The sequence below is a fragment of the Pseudonocardia sp. ICBG601 genome (genome assembly GCF_020496245.1).
Map to the genome: position 1 here is coordinate 33166 of NZ_JAHLJA010000153.1, position 16341 is coordinate 49506.

Annotated in this window: 14 protein-coding genes; 6 read left to right on the forward strand and 8 right to left on the reverse strand. The window is 76.0% G+C overall.

Annotated elements, in window-relative coordinates; translation table 11 throughout:
- Positions 1–13 precede the first annotated feature (13 nt).
- The gene (locus KPL57_RS53555) at positions 14–508 is read right to left on the reverse strand and encodes a hypothetical protein (RefSeq protein ID WP_226358068.1); all 495 of its coding nucleotides are present in this window, start codon (positions 506–508) and stop codon (positions 14–16) included.
- A 48-nt stretch (positions 509–556) separates the two neighbouring features.
- Between KPL57_RS53555 and KPL57_RS53560 the strand changes: the two genes are divergently transcribed.
- On the forward strand, positions 557–1234 hold the full coding sequence (locus KPL57_RS53560; RefSeq protein ID WP_226358069.1) for a hypothetical protein: 678 nt from the start codon (positions 557–559) through the stop codon (positions 1232–1234).
- Here the strand turns inward: KPL57_RS53560 and KPL57_RS53565 are convergent.
- The 4 genes from KPL57_RS53565 to KPL57_RS53580 form a co-directional block, all read right to left on the reverse strand.
- Positions 1231–2430, reverse strand: coding sequence for a S8 family peptidase (locus KPL57_RS53565; protein WP_226358070.1), 1200 nt, complete (start codon positions 2428–2430; stop codon positions 1231–1233). The genes KPL57_RS53560 and KPL57_RS53565 overlap by 4 nt on opposite strands.
- Positions 2431–2605: 175 nt before the next feature.
- A complete protein-coding gene (locus tag KPL57_RS53570) occupies positions 2606–3721 on the reverse strand; it encodes a sulfate/molybdate ABC transporter ATP-binding protein (RefSeq protein ID WP_226358071.1) in 1116 nt (371 codons plus the stop codon).
- The gene (locus KPL57_RS53575) at positions 3718–4491 is read right to left on the reverse strand and encodes an ABC transporter permease (protein ID WP_226358118.1); all 774 of its coding nucleotides are present in this window, start codon (positions 4489–4491) and stop codon (positions 3718–3720) included. The genes KPL57_RS53570 and KPL57_RS53575 overlap by 4 nt, the downstream gene beginning before the upstream one ends.
- A gap of 95 nt (positions 4492–4586) precedes the next feature.
- Positions 4587–4991, reverse strand: coding sequence for a molybdopterin-binding protein (locus KPL57_RS53580; protein WP_020627631.1), 405 nt, complete (start codon positions 4989–4991; stop codon positions 4587–4589).
- A gap of 95 nt (positions 4992–5086) precedes the next feature.
- Here KPL57_RS53580 and KPL57_RS53585 point away from each other — a divergent pair, with 95 nt between their 5' ends.
- The 3 genes from KPL57_RS53585 (at position 5087) to KPL57_RS53595 (ending at position 7793) form a co-directional block, all read left to right on the forward strand.
- The gene (locus KPL57_RS53585) at positions 5087–6307 is read left to right on the forward strand and encodes an acyl-CoA dehydrogenase family protein (protein ID WP_226358072.1); all 1221 of its coding nucleotides are present in this window, start codon (positions 5087–5089) and stop codon (positions 6305–6307) included.
- Between the two features lie 152 nt (positions 6308–6459).
- Positions 6460–7518 (forward strand): GTP 3',8-cyclase MoaA, encoded by a 1059-nt coding sequence (moaA, locus tag KPL57_RS53590; RefSeq protein ID WP_226358073.1) that lies wholly within the window; start codon positions 6460–6462, stop codon positions 7516–7518.
- A gap of 2 nt (positions 7519–7520) precedes the next feature.
- Positions 7521–7793 carry a MoaD/ThiS family protein gene (locus KPL57_RS53595; RefSeq protein WP_149663398.1) on the forward strand — a complete coding sequence of 91 codons (273 nt, stop codon included), beginning with the start codon at positions 7521–7523 and terminating at the stop codon, positions 7791–7793.
- A gap of 66 nt (positions 7794–7859) precedes the next feature.
- On the opposite strand, the gene KPL57_RS53600 is transcribed toward KPL57_RS53595, so the two are convergent.
- Positions 7860–8336, reverse strand: coding sequence for a hypothetical protein (locus tag KPL57_RS53600; RefSeq protein WP_226358074.1), 477 nt, complete (start codon positions 8334–8336; stop codon positions 7860–7862).
- 104 nt (positions 8337–8440) lie between these two features.
- Between KPL57_RS53600 and KPL57_RS53605 the strand changes: the two genes are divergently transcribed.
- A complete protein-coding gene (locus tag KPL57_RS53605; protein ID WP_226358075.1) occupies positions 8441–9169 on the forward strand; it encodes a response regulator transcription factor in 729 nt (242 codons plus the stop codon).
- Positions 9169–10449 (forward strand): HAMP domain-containing sensor histidine kinase, encoded by a 1281-nt coding sequence (locus KPL57_RS53610; protein ID WP_226358076.1) that lies wholly within the window; start codon positions 9169–9171, stop codon positions 10447–10449. The genes KPL57_RS53605 and KPL57_RS53610 overlap by 1 nt, the downstream gene beginning before the upstream one ends.
- 87 nt (positions 10450–10536) lie before the next feature.
- Here the strand turns inward: KPL57_RS53610 and KPL57_RS53615 are convergent, their stop codons facing one another.
- On the reverse strand, positions 10537–11562 hold the full coding sequence (locus KPL57_RS53615) for a hypothetical protein (protein WP_226358077.1): 1026 nt from the start codon (positions 11560–11562) through the stop codon (positions 10537–10539).
- A complete protein-coding gene (locus tag KPL57_RS53620; RefSeq protein ID WP_226358078.1) occupies positions 11559–16097 on the reverse strand; it encodes a hypothetical protein in 4539 nt (1512 codons plus the stop codon). Before KPL57_RS53620 ends, KPL57_RS53615 begins: the two co-directional genes overlap by 4 nt.
- Positions 16098–16341: the final 244 nt, after the last annotated feature.

Sequence of the window (16341 nt, forward strand, 5' to 3'; positions counted from 1 at the left end):
CCGACGAACGCCGTCAGCTCGCCGCCGACGTGGGTGAGCACCACCTTCTGGTGGTGGCAGCCGATCCCGGAGCCCGACCAGTCGAGCAGCACCCGTCCGGCCAGCTGCGGGCGGCGGCGCAGCTCCAGCGCGGCGAACGCGTTCGCCCGGAACGGCCCGATCGCCACCCGGGCACCGACCCGGAGAACACCGCCGCGGTGAGCAGCACGCGCAGGTCGACTCCGGCGTCGACGAGGCGCGCGAAGCGGTCGGCGAGCGCCTCGTAGCCCTCCTCGTCGGGGGCCAGGCCGCGCAGGTCCATGTCGGGTTCGAGGTTCAGGCCGGTGACCAGCACCGTGTCGCCGGGCCCCGCCCGGTCGAACAGGTCCCGCAGCCGGGCGAAGTAGTCGACGCCGTCGACGATCGGCTCCCACTCGGTGTCCTCGACGAACGTGGGGCACTCGGCGGTGGCGGGGGCGAGGTAGCGACGGGTGAGGGACGCGAGGTCGGCGGGGGGCGTGCCGGGCATGCGCCGGACGCTATCCGGGTGACCGGGGGTCGCGCCTATCCTGCGGGCATGGCACGCCCTGGCACGGTCGACCGGGTCTCCGCAGCAGTCTCGGTGGCGGGGGCGGTGGTGGTCGGCGGCTGGTTCGTCGTGGCCGGCCTGCAGACCGGTCGGGCGATCCCGTTCGTGGCGGCCGCGGTGGCCGTCGCGGTGTTCGGGTTCCTGGCCCGGCGGTCGTGGCGGCTCGCGCGCCACGCCGAGCTCGCGCCCGCGGTGCCGGCGACGGAGGTCGTGGTGCCCGGCGCCGGTGGTGCGACCTCGACGCTGCCGGACGCGGTGCGGGTGGTGCCCGCACTGTCGGCGGAGGGCCGGGAGCGGCTGGACCGGGTGCTGGACGTGCTGGTCGCGGCGGGGGTGCTGCCGGACGGGGTGGTGGACCCGGACCGGATCGCGGCGTCGGTCGCCGACCACGGCGAGCCGGTGACCAGCGGGACCGTGCTCGGCGCGCTCGACGAGGCGGGACCGGACGGCTGGGACGCGCTGCTGGACCGCCACCCGGCGCAGGACGGTGCGCCCGACCTCTCCGGGGTCCGCGGACCACGCCTCGCCTGGCTGAGGACCGACCGGACGGTGTGGGTCGCGGCCCCGTCGTACGACCCGGCCGAGCTGAACGACCTGCTCGACCAGCCCGCGTACGAGCTGTGGGAGTGGGCCGACGAGGCCCGGACCGACGGGGCCCGGAGCTAGAGCCCGCCGGTCTGCAGCAGCCGGTTCGGGGTGCCGCCGGTGTCGCCGCCGTCGATCTTCCCCGGGACCGCGTTGTCGACGATCCACTTCTTGACGGTGGTGGCCGGGGCGTCCCCGCGGGCCTGCTTGTAGAGCGCCGCCACCCCGGCCGCGAACGGCGCGGCCATCGAGGTCCCGCTGTAGGAGGCGGTGCCGCCACCGGGGACCGGCGCGACGATCCGGGTGCCCGGCGCGTAGAGCGCGACACAGCGGCCGGTCGAGGAGTTCGAGGCGCGCTTGTCGTCGATCGTCGAGTTCGCGACGACCAGCACGTCGTCGATCGCGCGGGGCAGCGCGGTGCAGTCGTCGCCGCCGGTGTTGCCCGCCGAGGACGCCGCGAACACCCCGGAGTCGATCATGCGCTGGACGGCCTGCTGGAGCATCGGCGAGCCGCCGTAGCTCCACGACATCACCGCGACCGCGGGGCCGCGCTTGTTCTTCGACACCCAGTCCAGACCGGCGATCAGCGACGACAGCGTCCCGGTGCCGTTGCAGTCGAGCACCTTCACCGCGCGCACGTTCGCGCCCGGTGCCACGCCGTAGTCCGTCGACGCGGCGATCCCCGCGACGACGGTGCCGTGCCCGTCGCAGTCGGTGTCGGTCCGGTCGATGGTGTTGAGCTCGAGCTTCGCCCGGCCGCCGAACTGCGGGTGGCTCGCGTCGACGCCGGTGTCGAGGACGAAGACGTCCACCCCGGCGCCGGTCGCGGTGTGCCGGTACTGCCCGTCCAACGGCAGGTTCGGCTGGTCGATGCGGTCCAGCCCCCAGTTGCCCGGCGCCTGCTCGGCAGTGGCGAGCGGGACGACCGGCGCGTCCTGGTGGACGGCCTGCGGGTCGAGCGGGGAGATCGTGCGGTCCTCCTCCACCCCGACGACGCCGGGCCGGTCGCGCAGCTCGGTCGCCTGGGCGGGGGTGAGGTCCGCGGCGAAGCCGTGCACCACGCTGTCGAAGGTGGCCGTGGGTTCGACGCCGACGGACTCGGCGGCGGCCCGGGTCTGTCCGTCGGTCGCCGTCTGCACCAGGTATCCGGCAGGCGCCGACTGCGCCGACTGCGCCGTCTCGGTGGCGGACGCCGTCGGTGCGAGAGGAACACCGAGCGCGACCGCCAGGACACCGGCAGTGACCAGTCGGGCGGCGCGGGGACGCAGTGGACTCACAGACAGCGACGGTATGCGCCTGTGACGCCTGATGCGAGAGACACGATGGTGGTCCGGGTGACACATGGGACCACCCGGGTGACGGAGTGTTTCGGCACCGGGGGTGCCGGGCACGCCTGCCGACCGGGGTCCGGCAGGGCGCCGAGCTGCGCGATCAGCGGATCGGTCGCTGCGCTCAGGCGTGCCGGCCGTGCACGGCGACCTCGGTCGCCTTCACCGCGAACCACACCTCGTGGCCGGGTTCGACACCCAGTTCGGCGACGGCGGCCGGGGTGACGTCGGCGGCCAGCCCGGCCACCCAGTCCGGCCCCCCGGCGACGGGTGCGGCCCGCAGCCGCACGGTGTCCCCGCGCGGCTCCAGCGCGGCGATCCGGACCGGGAAGACGTTGCGCGGACTGCCCCCGGGCCTGCTGCCGTGCACCGCCACCGCCGACGGCGGGAACACCGCGACCGCGGGCTCGCCCGCGGTGACCTCGACCGCGCGGCCCTGGATCTCGGTCCCGTCGGCGGTGCGCACCCCCGAGCCCTCGGCGGTGCCCGGCACCAGGTCCAGCCCCGCGATCCGGGCGGAGAACGCGCTCCGCGGACGGGCCAGGACGTCCCGGGCGGGACCGGACTCGACGATCCGGCCCCGGTCCAGCACGACGACGCGGTCGGCGAGCACAAGCGCGTCGAGCGCGTCGTGGGTGACCAGCAGGGCGGTCTGCTTGCCGTCGGCGATGACCCGGCGCAGCAGGGTGCGCATGGCGGGGGTGGCGTCGACGTCGAGAGCGGCGAGCGGCTCGTCGAGCAGCAGCAGCCCCGGGCGGGGGGCCAGCGCGCGGGCCAGCGCGACCCGCTGCTGCTGCCCGCCGGAGAGCTGCGCGGGGCGGCGGGCGGCGAGCCCGCCGACACCGACGGCGTCGAGCAGGTCACGGGCCCGGGACTCGGCCGCGGCGCGGGGCGTGCCCTGGGCCCGCGGCCCGAACGCGACGTTCGCCAGCGCCGACAGGTGCGGGAACAGCAGCGGTTCCTGGGCCAGCAGCCCGACACCGCGCCGGTGCGGCGGCACGAAGGTCCCGTCTGCGGTGTCGAGCAGCGTCCGGCCGTCGACGCGCAGGTGCCCGGCGTCCGGACGCAGCAGCCCGGACAGGATGCCGAGCATCGTGGACTTGCCCGCCCCGTTCGGGCCGAGCACCGCGAGCACCTCGCCCGCGGCGACCGACAGCTCCAGGTCCAGGGCGAACCCGTCCCGGTCCAGCCTCGCCCTCAGCTCCACACCGGGCTCCACCGTGTCGCCGCCGCTGCTCATCCGCGGCCGTCCAGACCCCGCGGTCGCCCGACGACGATCACCACCAGCGACACGACCACCAGCAGCAGCGACAGCGCGACGGCCCCCGCGACGTCGGTCTCGCCCTGCAGGTAGACCAGCAGCGGCAGGGTCCGGGTGGTGCCCTCCAGGCTGCCGGCGAACGCGATCGTCGCACCGAACTCACCCATGCAGCGGGCGAAGGCCAGGACCAGCCCGGACGCCAGGCCGGGCAGCACCAGCGGCACGGTGACCCGGCGGAACGCCAGCCCCGGCGACGCGCCGAGGGTGGCCGCCGGCGCCTCGTAGCGCTCCCCCGCGGTCCGCAGCGCGCCCTCCAGCGACACGATCAGGAACGGCATCGCGACGAAGGTCTGGGCCAGGACCACGGCGGCCGTCGAGAACGGGATGAAGATCCCGAACGCGGTGTCCAGCCCCTGTCCGACCAGGCCGTTGGCGCCGAGCAGGAACAGCAGCGAGAGTCCGCCGACGACCGGCGGCAACACCAGCGGGAGCAGCACGACCGAGCGGATCCCGCGCATCAGGCGGGGCAGCCGGTTGATCCGGCCGCGGGCCAGGACCACCGCGAGCGGCCCGCCGAGCAGCAGGCACAGCGTCGTGGAGATCGCCGCGGTCAGCAGCGACAGGCGCAGCGCCGACAGCGCGGCCTCGCTGGTGAGCAGGCGGGGGGTCTCGGCCCAGTCGGCCTCCCAGAGCAGGCCGAGCACGGGCAGCGCGATCACGGCGAAGCCGATGCCGGCCGGGATCCACATCCAGACCGGCAGGCCGACGCCGGTGCCGTGGCGGTCGGCGGCACCCTCGCGGCGCCGGGGCGGGGCCGGCGCGGCGGCGGTGCCGGCCCCCGGGATCACAGGTGTCCGCCCGGCGTCTCCACCACCACGTTCGTCGACTTGATCACCGCCACCGCGAGCGCACCGGGCTCGAGACCGAGCTCGCGCACGGCCTCGCTGCTCATCAGCGACACCACGCGGTGCGGCCCGCACTGCATCTCCACCTGGGCCATCACCGTGTCGGCCAGCACCGAGGTGACCAGGCCGACCATCCGGTTGCGGGCCGAGCGCTGCACCACCGAGGGGTCCGGCGGGGCGGTCGCGTGGTCGCGGGCGAACGCGGCGAGCGCGGCACCGTCGATGACCTTGCGGTTCGACGCGTCGGCCTGCACCGGCAGCGTCCCCGCGTCCACCCAGCGGCGGACGGTGTCGTCGCTGACGCCGAGCAGTCGGGCGGCCTCGGAGATCCTGAAGTGCGGCACGGTCGCGATACTAGGGTCGCGCCTGCGGCGAGGCCACGGCGGACCGTCGACGCACGACCTGCCACCCGACGACGGCGTGTGGTCTGATCCTCGGCGTGGACTTCGCACCCAGCGCCGTGGCCGCCGACTACACCGGGCGCATGCGCGCCTTCCTCGACGAGCGCATCCTGCCGTCCGAGGCCGCCTACGACGCCTTCCGTGCGCAGCGGCGCGGCACGCCGCAGGAGTGGGACCTGCCACCGGTGGTGGAGGAGCTGAAGGCCGAGGCCCGCGAGCGGGGCCTGTGGAACCTGTTCCTGCCCGACGTCTCGGGCCTGTCCAACGTGGACTACGCCGCGGTCGCCGAGGTGTCCGGCTGGTCGCCGGTGATCGCCCCCGAGGTCATCAACTGCCAGGCCCCCGACACCGGGAACATGGAGACCCTGCACCTGTTCGGCACCCCCGCGCAGAAGCAGGAGTGGCTGGAACCGCTGCTGGCGGGCGAGATCCGCTCGGCGTTCGCGATGACCGAGCCGGACGTCGCCTCCTCCGACGCCACCAACATCCAGACCCGGATCCGGCGCGACGGCGACGACTACGTCATCGACGGCCGCAAGTGGTGGATCTCCGGTGCCGCCGACGAGCGCTGCCGGATCTTCATCGTCATGGGCAAGACCGCCGCGGACGACGACGACACCGTGTCGAACCACCGCCGCCAGTCGATGATCCTCGTCCCGCGCGACACCCCGGGCCTCACCATCGAGCGGCACCTGCCGACCTTCGGCTACCAGGACCAGCACGGGCACTCCGAGCTACGGTTCGACGGCGTGCGGGTGCCCGCGTCGAACCTGCTCGGCGAGGAGGGCGGCGGCTTCGCGATCGCCCAGGCCCGCCTGGGCCCCGGCCGGATCCACCACTGCATGCGGCTGATCGGCATGGCCGAGCGTGCCCTGCACCTGATGACCGAGCGCGCACGGTCGCGGGTGGCCTTCGGCGGGCCGCTGGCCGACCAGGGCGTGGTGCGCGAGCAGATCGCGCTGTCCCGGATGGAGATCGAGCAGGCCCGGCTGCTCACCCTGAAGACGGCCTGGCTGATCGACGCGCACGGCGCCAAGGGCGCGGCGACCGAGATCGCCTCGATCAAGGTCGTGGTGCCCCGGATGGCCTGCACGGTGATCGACCGGGCGATGCAGGTGCACGGCGGCGCGGCGATGAGCGACGACACCCCGCTGGCCTACTTCTACGCGTGGGCGCGCGCCCTGCGCTTCGCCGACGGACCGGACGAGGTGCACGTCCGCTCCGTCGCCCGGCAGGAGCTGAAGGCCCACCGGACGTAACCGTGTGACTAGTTCTTCGACTAGGTACACGGTGACTAGTTCCGCACCTGCGACAACGTGGCCGCAGCCACGTCCGCGGGTGCGGAATACCGGTCTGAGCTGCGGAAACCCGCTCTGGGCGAGCGTCGCCGTCGGCGGCTAGCCTCGGCCCCATGACCACCCAGCTCGGCCTGCCGTCGCTGCGGGGCGGCACGTCCCGGGACCCGTCCCGCCCGGCCGACCCCCGTCTCGTCGACGGGTTCGGACGGGTCGCGACCGACCTGCGGATCTCGCTCACCGACCGCTGCAACCTGCGCTGCACCTACTGCATGCCCGCCGAGGGCCTGGACTGGATGCCGCGCTCCGAGCAGCTGACCGACGCGGAGCTGAACCGGCTGATCGCGCTCGCCGTGCGGGACCTCGGTGTCGAGGAGCTGCGGTTCACCGGCGGCGAGCCGCTGCTGCGCAAGGGCCTGGAGGACATCTTCGCCGCCGCGTCGGCGCTGGAGCCCCGGCCGGACATCTCGCTGACGACCAACGGCATCGGGCTCGCCCGTCGCGCCGAGGCCCTCGCGGCGGCCGGGGTGAACCGGCTCAACGTCTCGATGGACACCCTGCGCCCGGAGCGGTTCGCGCAGATCACCCGGCGCGACCGGCTGTCGGACGTCATCGACGGGATGGCCGCCGCGCAGGCCGCGGGCCTGGCCCCGGTGAAGATCAACGCGGTGCTGCTGCGCGGTGTCAACGACGACGAGGCCGCGGACCTGCTGGAGTTCGCGCTGGCCCACGGCTACCAGCTGCGGTTCATCGAGCAGATGCCGCTGGATGCCCAGCACGGCTGGCGTCGCACCGAGATGATCACCGCCGACGAGATCCTGGCGCGGCTCGAGGAGCGCTTCGTGCTCACCCCGTCCGACGAGGACCGCGGCGGGGCTCCCGCCGAGAAGTTCGTGGTCAATGGAGGCCCGGCCACCGTCGGTGTGATCGCCTCGGTGACCCGCCCGTTCTGCGGGGCCTGCGACCGGACCCGGCTCACCGCCGACGGCCAGGTCCGCACCTGTCTGTTCGCCACCGGCGAGACCGATCTGCGCGCCATGCTCCGCGGCGGCGCGACCGACGCCGAGATCGCCGACGTCTGGCGCGACGCGATGTGGGGCAAGAAGGCCGGCCACGGCATCGACGACCCCGGATTCCTGCAGCCTGCGCGCCCGATGAGCGCGATCGGAGGATGACCATGACCCTGTCCCTGGAGACCAGGACCCTCACCGTCCGGTACTTCGCCGCGGCCAAGGCCGCCGCGGGGACCGGCGAGGAGGCCGTGGAGCTGCCCGCCGGCGCGACGGTGGCCGACGCCGTCGCCGCGCTCGGCACCGCGCACGGCCCGGAGCTGGAGCGGGTCCTGCTGCGCTGCAGCTTCCTGCTCGACGAGGTGGCGGTGCGCGACCGCTCCGCGGTGGTGGGCGGGGCGGCCACCCTCGACGTGCTCCCGCCGTTCGCCGGCGGCTGAGCCCGCCGCGTCCCGCGGGCCCCGGCGTCCCCCGCGAGCGTCCTCCGGAAGCGTCCCCGGGGCCGCTCAGTCCTCGGGGACGGCCGCGACCCGGCCGGTCGGCACCCCGCCCGCGCAGCTCAGGGTGACCAGGACGTCCGGTACGTCGTCGCCGTCGAAGACGACCTCGGCCGGGCCGATGTCCTTGTCGTCATCGCGCTCCCAGCCCTGCGCGGGGTTGACCGAGACGATCCGCGGGGTCGCGCCCTCACAGCGGGCCAGGACGTTCCCCGCGGCCCCGGCCTGCACCACCGCGGGCGGGGCGGCCACCGGCACCGATGTCGGTGCCGGGGCGGGTGCCGGGGCGGCAGGGGCGGTGGAGGTGGCTGCGGCGGAGTGCTGGGCCAGCCGGGCGTCCACCTGCTCGGCGCTCAGCGGCTGTGTCTGGGTGCCGGCGAGGTCGCTGCCGATGCTCCCGACGGCCGTCAGGCCCAGGAGCAGGGCGCCGGCGGCCGCGGCGGTCCAGAGCGCGATCTGCAGCACGGGGCGGGTCGGTCGTTCCACGCGCACAGCATGCCCCGGACCCCGGTTAACGGATCCCTAAACGGGACACAAGCGACGGCTGGGACCCACCGCGGGCGCGGTCACGGCGGATAGGTTCTCCTCCCGTGGCCCAGATCCTGATCGTCGAGGACGACCCCGGCATCCGCGGTGCCCTCATCCGCGGGCTGACCGAGCGGGGGCACGCCGTCGACTCCGCCCCGACCGCGATGGCGGGGCTGGAGCACGCCGTCGGGAAGCGGCCCGACCTCGTGGTGCTCGACCTCGGCCTGCCCGACATGGACGGCACCACCATGCTGCGCATGCTGCGCGGCGCCAGCACGGTGCCGGTGATCGTCGCCACCGCCCGCGACGACGAGACCGAGATCGTCTCCGTGCTCGACGCGGGCGCCGACGACTACCTGGTCAAGCCGTTCGCCGCCGCCCAGCTCGACGCCCGGATCCGCGCGGTGCTGCGCAGGCTCGGCGACGGGGCCGGCGACCCGACGGTCGTCGTCGGCGGGCTGTCGGTGGACCCGCGGTCGCGGCGCGCGGTGCTCGACGGCGCCGAGCTGGAGCTGACCCCGCGCGAGTTCGACCTGCTGCACCACCTCGCCGCCCGCGCCGACCAGGTCGTCGGCAAGCGGGAGCTGATGACCGAGGTGTGGCAGCAGCCCTACGGCGGCGCCGACAAGACCGTCGACGTGCACCTGTCGTGGCTGCGCCGCAAGCTCGGCGAGACCGCGCAGGCCCCGCGCTACCTGCACTCGGTGCGCGGCGTCGGGGTCCGGCTGTCCGCGCCGTCAGCGCCGTCAGCGCCGTCAGCGCCGTCGGGAACCGGACCGGGCACCGCCTGATGCGGCGGCGCATCCTCGTCCTCGTCGGGGCGACCGTGCTGCTGGTGCTGGTCGCGTTCGCGGTCCCGCTCGCGACGCTGATCCGCTCGGTCGCGGAGAGCTCGGCGGTGTCCGCCGCGACCGTCCAGGCCCAGGTGCTGACCCCGGCCGTCGCAGGCGGCGACCGGTCGGTGCTGACCCCCGCCGTCCAGAACGCCGACGGCCGCGACGCCTCCGACGTCTCGGTGTTCCTGCCCGACGGCACCGTCCTCGGCGCGCCCGCACCGCGCAGCCCGGTGGTCCGGCTGGGGCTGCTCGGGACGAGCGCGTCGACCGAGGCGCCCGGCGGGCGCGAGCTGGTGTTCGCGGTGACCGGTGCCGCGGGCGGCAACGCCGCGATCCGGGTGTTCGTCCCCGACGCCGAGCTCACCCGCGGTGTGACCCGCTCCTGGCTGCTGCTGGGCGGGCTCTCGCTGGTGCTGCTCGCCGGCGGGCTGCTGGTCGCGGACCGGCTGGCCCGCACCCTCGTCGACGCCGCCACCGACCTGTCCGGGGTGTCGGAGCGGCTCGCGGCCGGGGACCTGTCCGCGCGCGCCGACCCCGGTGCCCCGGCCGAGCTCGGCGTCGTCGCGGGGGCGTTGAACGGGCTGGCCGGACGGATCTCGGAGCTGCTGCGCGAGGAGCGGGAGAACGTCGCGGACCTCGCGCACCGGGTCCGCACCCCGCTCACCGCGCTGCGCCTCGACGCCGAGGCCCTGCGCGACCCGGACGACGTCGCCCGCATCTCGGCCGGGGTCGACGGCGTCGCGCGGGCGGTCACCGGCGCGATCGAGCAGGCCCGGCGACGCGGCGGCGGCACGGCCCGCAGCACGGACGCGGCGGCCGTCGTCCGGGAGCGGGTGGAGTTCTGGCGGGTGCTGGCCGAGGACACCGACCGTGCGGTGACCCTGCACCTGGCCGACGGCCCGCTGCCGGTGGCCTGCGCGCCGGGTGACCTGGAGGCGTGCGTGGACGCGTTGCTGGGCAACGTGTTCGCGCACACCCCGGACGGGACGGCCTTCGGCGTGGAGCTGACGGCCCGCCCGGGCGGGGGCGCCCGGATCGTCGTGCACGACGACGGTCCCGGCCTGCCACCGGGCACCGACCCCACCTCGCGCGGGGTCAGCGGAGGCGGCTCGACGGGCCTGGGCCTCGACATCGCCCGACGCACCGCCGAACAGGCCGGCGGATCCCTGACCGTGACCTCACCCCCCACCAACGGCCTCCGAGTGGACCTGACCCTCGCTCCACCACCCCCCTGACGACGAAGTCACCCGCTCCCACACGGGGTCGTGCGTCCCACACGGGTTCGGGTCCCGTGTGGGACACCGGAACCCGTGTGGGACCACTCAGTCGAGGGCGAGCCCCGCGCGCCAGGCTGTGTCGTCGGCCAGGTGCTCGGCGCCTACGGCTTCCTGGGCCAGGCGTGCACCTGACGCGAACAGGTCGCGGACGGGGCCGCGCAGCGCGGGATCGAGCCACTCGACGTCGGCGTGGTCGACGCTCGACGCGGCCGCCGGACGGCCGTGCTCCAGCAGCGCCCGGTACAGCCCGGTCGCGGGCCGCACCGGCGGCAGCCCCTCGGCGACGGCCAGCTCGCCCGCGCGGCGCGGGATCCGCAGCCCCGCCGCGTCGAGGTCGCCGAAGTACCGGATCGCGGAGTACCGGACCTCCGACGGCGGGGCCTCCCGCAGCGCGAGCACCGACGCGGTGAACGCGTCCCCGGCGCCCCAGGCGACCCCGCCGACCGCGCCCGGCTCGGGGCGCAGCGCCCGGAGCAGCGAGTCCATCGTGTCGGCGTTCTCGACGACGAGCAGCACCGGCCCACCCCCGGGCAGCGGCTCGCGGTGCAGCGGCGGGACGACCCGGCGCGCCCGCAGGGTCGCCAGGGAGAGCGCGCCGGGCAGGCGGCCGTCGAACGCCTTCTCGTCGCCGGTGATCTCCAGTGCGCGCTCCCGCAGCGGGACCTCGACCGCCCGCGCCGCGTGCCGGAACAGCCATTCGTTGACCTGCAGCAGCGTCGGCGACGGCCGGGGCAGGCCCGCCGCCCAGGACAGCTCGGCGTGCCACGGGGTGCGGTCCTGCGGCGCCGGGGCCGGGGCGGTACGCAGCAGCCGGACCGAGTTCGGCAACGGCGGGCTGCCGTCGTCGGCGCGGTCGGTCGGCTCGATCACCCCCGCGGCGGTCAGCTCGGCCAGGACCGCGGCCAGGTTCCGCCGGGCGTCGACGCTGCCGACCATCGTGGGGTCGGCCCGCAGGAACGCCGCGCGCACCGCCGAGCGCGGGATCCGGGTCCGCCCGGAGGCCCGCAGCAGCTCCGCGAGCCGTTCCGCGACCGGCCCGAGCGCAGCCCCTGCGTCCCCGGGCACGGTCATCCTGCCGATCCCGCGCCGTCGCCTGCACCGGCGCGGCCTGCACCGTCGTTGCCTGCGCCGGCGGGCACCACGGCCTCGGGGCGCCGGTAGATCCGCGCCGCGGTGATCCGGCCGCCGGGGGCGTCGGCGTCGGGCACCGACCGGGTGACCCGCTCGTCGACGGACAGGTACTTGCGTCCCGCGCGCAGGTCGGCGTCGTTGCGCAGCCGCACGAGCAGCGGGAACGACGACAGCGCGCCCGCGTCGAACAGCCCGGTCGTGTAGACCAGCTGCACGCCGAGGGCCTGCGCGACGCCGAACTGCAGCTCCAGCAGGTAGCCCGCCGACGCGCGTCCGATCGGGTTGTCGAGGAACAGCACGCCCGCGTGCGCCCGCCTGCCCTGCCCGCGCTGGTGCGCCCGCAGCGCCGCCATCGTGCAGTACAGGACGATCGCCGCGGTCAGCTGCTGCCCGCCGGAGAACACGTCCTTGATCGCGGAGACGCGCAGCCGCTCGGTGCGCAGCACGGCGTCGGGCTTGAGCATCTCGACCCGGACGCCCTTCGGCATCGCCGCCCTGACCCCGCGCAGCAGCATGGACATGCCGTCGCGCCGGTCCTTGGCCTTGCCGCCCGCCATCCCGGTGGCGATGCGGTCGACGACGGCGCCGAGCTCGTGGCGCAGCGCCGCGTCGGGCAGCTCCTCGAACCGGATCCGCAGGAACTGCTGGCCCGACCAGTCGCCGAGGCCCTCGGGCAGCTGGGACAGCCGCTGGGCGAGGCGCACCGTGCGCAGCGCCTCGCCGACCATCCCGGACAGCCGGGTGACGATCCCGGAGCGGTGCCGCTCGATGTTCCCGAGGTCGTCGTCGAGGGAACGCAGCCGCGGGCGCAGCGCCGCGATCCACTCCGCGGCGAGGCCCGGCATCTCCGACCGGTCGACGCCGCCGATGTGGCGGTGCACCGGGGAGGTGAGGGTCGCGAACCGCGGGTCCTGCGCGAAACGGGCGACGGCGTCGACACCCTCGCGGACCTTCTTCTCGGCGCGCGTCCGCTCCCCCGCCGCGCCGCGGACGGCGTTCTGGTGGCGCTTGAGCGCGGCCTGCGCGGCTTCGACGTCGCCGTCGAACGGCACCCCGGACGGCTCGGGCGTCTCGTCCAACGAGGACACGACCAGCCCGAACCCGCGGGCGAGGTCGGTGGCGGTGCGGTGGGCGTCCTCGGCGGCGGTCCGGGCCCGGCGACGGCGTTCCAGCTCCGTGCCCGCCGCGTCCAGGTCGGCCGCGGCGCGGGCGACCAGCTCACGGCCGTGCTCGGCGTCGCGGGGCACGTCGTAGGGCGCGCAGTCCGCGGAGCGCCCCTCGGCACCGTGGTCGATCGGCCGCTCGCCGCCGGTGAACCGCTCCAGCTCGCGACGGGCGACGGCCAGCTCCGTCGCCGCGTCGGCGCGACGGCGTTCGGCCTCGTCGTAGGCGGCCCTGGCCTGCTCCGCGGCGGCGCGACGGCTGGCGGCGTCGGCGCCGTCGGGGGTGTGCAGGAACGCCGTCGCGGCCTCGACGACGGTGCGCGGCAGTCCGTCGACGGCGATCCGGCGCTCCCGCGCGTCGGCCTCGGCCCGCTCCAGCGCACCGTGCAGGTCGGTGTCGACGGCGGCCGAGGCGTAGGCGTCGCGGGCCCGCTGGAACTCCTCGCGCAGCTCGGCCAGCGATCCTTCTGGGGTCCCGTCCGGCTCCGCGTCCGGGTCGCCGATCTCCTCGGGGGAGACCGGGAGGGCCGCGGCCTCGTCGCGCAGGGTGGTGCCGATGCCGCGCTGCCGATCGCGGGTCTGCTGGGCGTCGGCGGCCTCGCGAGCGGCGCGGTCGGCGGTGGTCCCGGCGGCGTCGGCCTCCTCGCGGGCCCGCGCGGCGTCGGCCTCCCCGGTGCGGATCCGCTCCTCGTGCGTCGCCCGGCGGGCGAGCTCGGTGCGCAGCGCGGCCAGCGCGTCCGCCCGGCGACGCGTGTCCCCGGCGGTCCGTTCCAGGCCGGGCCGGTCGGCGGCGAGCCGGTCGGCGCGCTCGTCGAGGTCCTCGACCGCGGCGCGGGTCGCCTCGTGCTCGGCGACGGCCGCGGCCCGTGCGGCCTCGGCGATCTCGGCGGCCTCGGTGAGGTCGGCGAGGGTGGGACGACGGTCGCGCAGCGCGGCAAACCGGTCCCGCAGCCTGCGGTCGTCGTCGAGGACGGTCTCCAGCTCGGCGAGCCGGGCGGCGCGCTCGGTGGTCTCGGCGACGAGGCGGACCCGGACCTGCTCGGCGGCCTCCTCGTCGTGCAGGGCCGGGTTGGGCGGCACGACGAAGTCGATCCCGGGCGCCGGGTCGGCGTCGGCGCGCAGCGCGGCGGTGGTGCCGACCGCGACCAGGCAGGCCGGCAGCAGCCGCGCGGAGTCCAGCCGGGTGCGGGCCCGCTCGGCGTCGCGCGCGTCGTTGAGCAGTACTCCGCCGGCCAGGTGCGGCAGCCGCGCCAGCACGGTCTCCCGGTCGGGGGCGGGCAGCTTCGCCAGGTAGCGACGCCCGGACCAGGCCGTGATCCCGGCGGACTCCAGCACCGCGAGGACGTCCTCGATCTCGGGCGGGTCGGGCAGCAGGCCGCCGTCGCCGAGCGCGGCGAGCGCGCGTTCGTCGCGGCGCTGGTCGCCGTGCAGGGTCGTCCGTTCCCGCTCGGCGCCGCGGATCGCGGTGGTCAGGGTGTCGACGACCAGGCCCGCGTCGGTGTCCGGGCGGATCTCGTCGAGCCCGAGCAGCTCCGCGGGTCGGGTCTCCCCGGCGAGCGCGACGGCCTCGGCCTCCGCCGCGGATCGTGCGGCCTCGGCGGTCGCGGCGTCGGCGCGGGCGGCGGCCGCCGCGTCCTGTGCCGCGGTGCGGCGGGTCTCGGCGGCCCGGCGCTCCTCACGGATCGCCGCGGCGGCGGTGTCGGCGTCGGCGAGCGCGGCGGCGCACCGCTCGGCGTCGATCCGGGCAGCCGTCGCCTCGTCCTCGACGTCGGCGGCGGTCGAGCCCGCCTTCAGGTGCCCCGCGTCGACGGCGGCCGCAACCCGGGTGTCGAGCTCGTCGAGGGCCTCGCGGGCGGCGCCGGCCGCGCTCTCGGCACGGGCGGCGTCGGCGGTGCGGGTGACCTGCTCGCGACGGGCGGCCGCCGCGCGCTCCTCGGCGTCGGCGCGGCGGGTCTCCGCGGCGGCGGCGGCGTCGGCCTCCGCGGCGACGCGGGCCAGCGCGGCGGCGAGGGCGCGGGCCGCGTCCTGCCGAGCCGCGAGCGCGGGCCGGGACTTCTGCTCCTCCTCCTCGACGCGGGCGCGCAGCCGCGCGGCCTCGGCGGCGGCGACGCGGTGCGCCAGCACCGGTTCGACGGCGTCGCGGGCCATCGACACGGCCGACGCGTCGTCGCGATCGCGGGTCGCCTCGGCCGCGGTCCGCTCCGCGGCCTCGACGGTGAGGACCGCGGTGAGTCTGCGCAGCTCACCGACGGTGTCCTGCAGCCGCTCCGCCGCACGGGCCGCGGACTGCTCGGCCTCGACGGCGCCGGCGGCCTCCTCGGCGGCGGTCACCGAGCGGGCCTCCTCGGCGACCCGGCGGGCCGCGATCCGCGACGCGGTCGCCGCCAGCTCGGCGCGCGCGGCGGTCTCGGCGTCGCGGGCCGCGGTCGCGGTGGCCTCGGCGTCGACCATCGGCTCCAGCCGGGACAGCGTGCCGTCGACGAACTCCCGCTCGGTCTCCAGCTCCTCGCGCTGGGCGAGCCGGTCGGCGTACCCGGCGACGAGCTCGGCGACGTTCTGCGGCTCCGCCGGGTCGAGCACCGCCCGCAGGAGGAAGTCGACGAACGCCTCGTCGGAGGAGAACGAGAACGCCTCGGCGGCCTCGCCCTCACCGGCGTTCATGGCGCGCTGGTAGCGGAACAGCTCCGGGTCCAGACCGACGTCGACGAGGTGGCGCGTCCAGTCCCGGTGCCCGGTCTCCCAGGCGAGCTCGGCGTCGGGGTGCTCGCGGTGCGCGGTCTGCAGACGCTCCCGGAACGCCGCCAGGGTGACCCGGCGGCCGTCGTGGGTGAACGGCAGGTCGTCGAGCCCCATCCCGGGAACCGGCCGGAAGGAGTACCACGCGTCGGCCAGCTTCTCCGGATCTGTGGAGGCGACGTGCCCGCGCCACTCCGACACCTTCCCGGTGACCAGGAGCCGCCCGGTGCCGACGTGCATCCACTCGCAGACGACGTGCGCCACGTCCTCGGCGAGCACGAAGTTCTCCAGCACCGTGGTGCTGGTGGTGCCGACGACCTGACGCCGCCCCGGCAGCAGCACCGAGAAGATCAGCTTGAGCAGGACGGACTTGCCGCCACCGTTCTCCAGGAACAGCACCGACGCCGGCGACGGCCGCCGCGGCGTCGTGCGGTCCAGCGCGTCCGGGGCGAACAGGTCCTCCTGCACGGCGACCTTCACCGGGGCGCCGACGCCCCGCAGGTCGAGCGCGACGTCCTGGTAGCGCGCGGCGGTCGGCCCGACGGAGAACAGGCGGACGCGGGTCAGCTCATACATCGCGTTCCTCCGTGGGTTCGTCGGTCGCCGGAGGGTCCGCCCGATCCGTCGGGCCGGGCTCGTCCGTCGCGCCGGCATGCGCTGTCGAGCCGGCATGCGCTGTCGGGCCGGCATCCGTGTCCCCGACCGGGACCCCCTCCGGTGCGGATTCGCTTACCGGGTAAGCGAGTTCCGCACCGGCACCTCCCACATCGGCACCGACCGGTACGCCATCCGCCACCACGCCGTCTCCCCCGGCACCCTC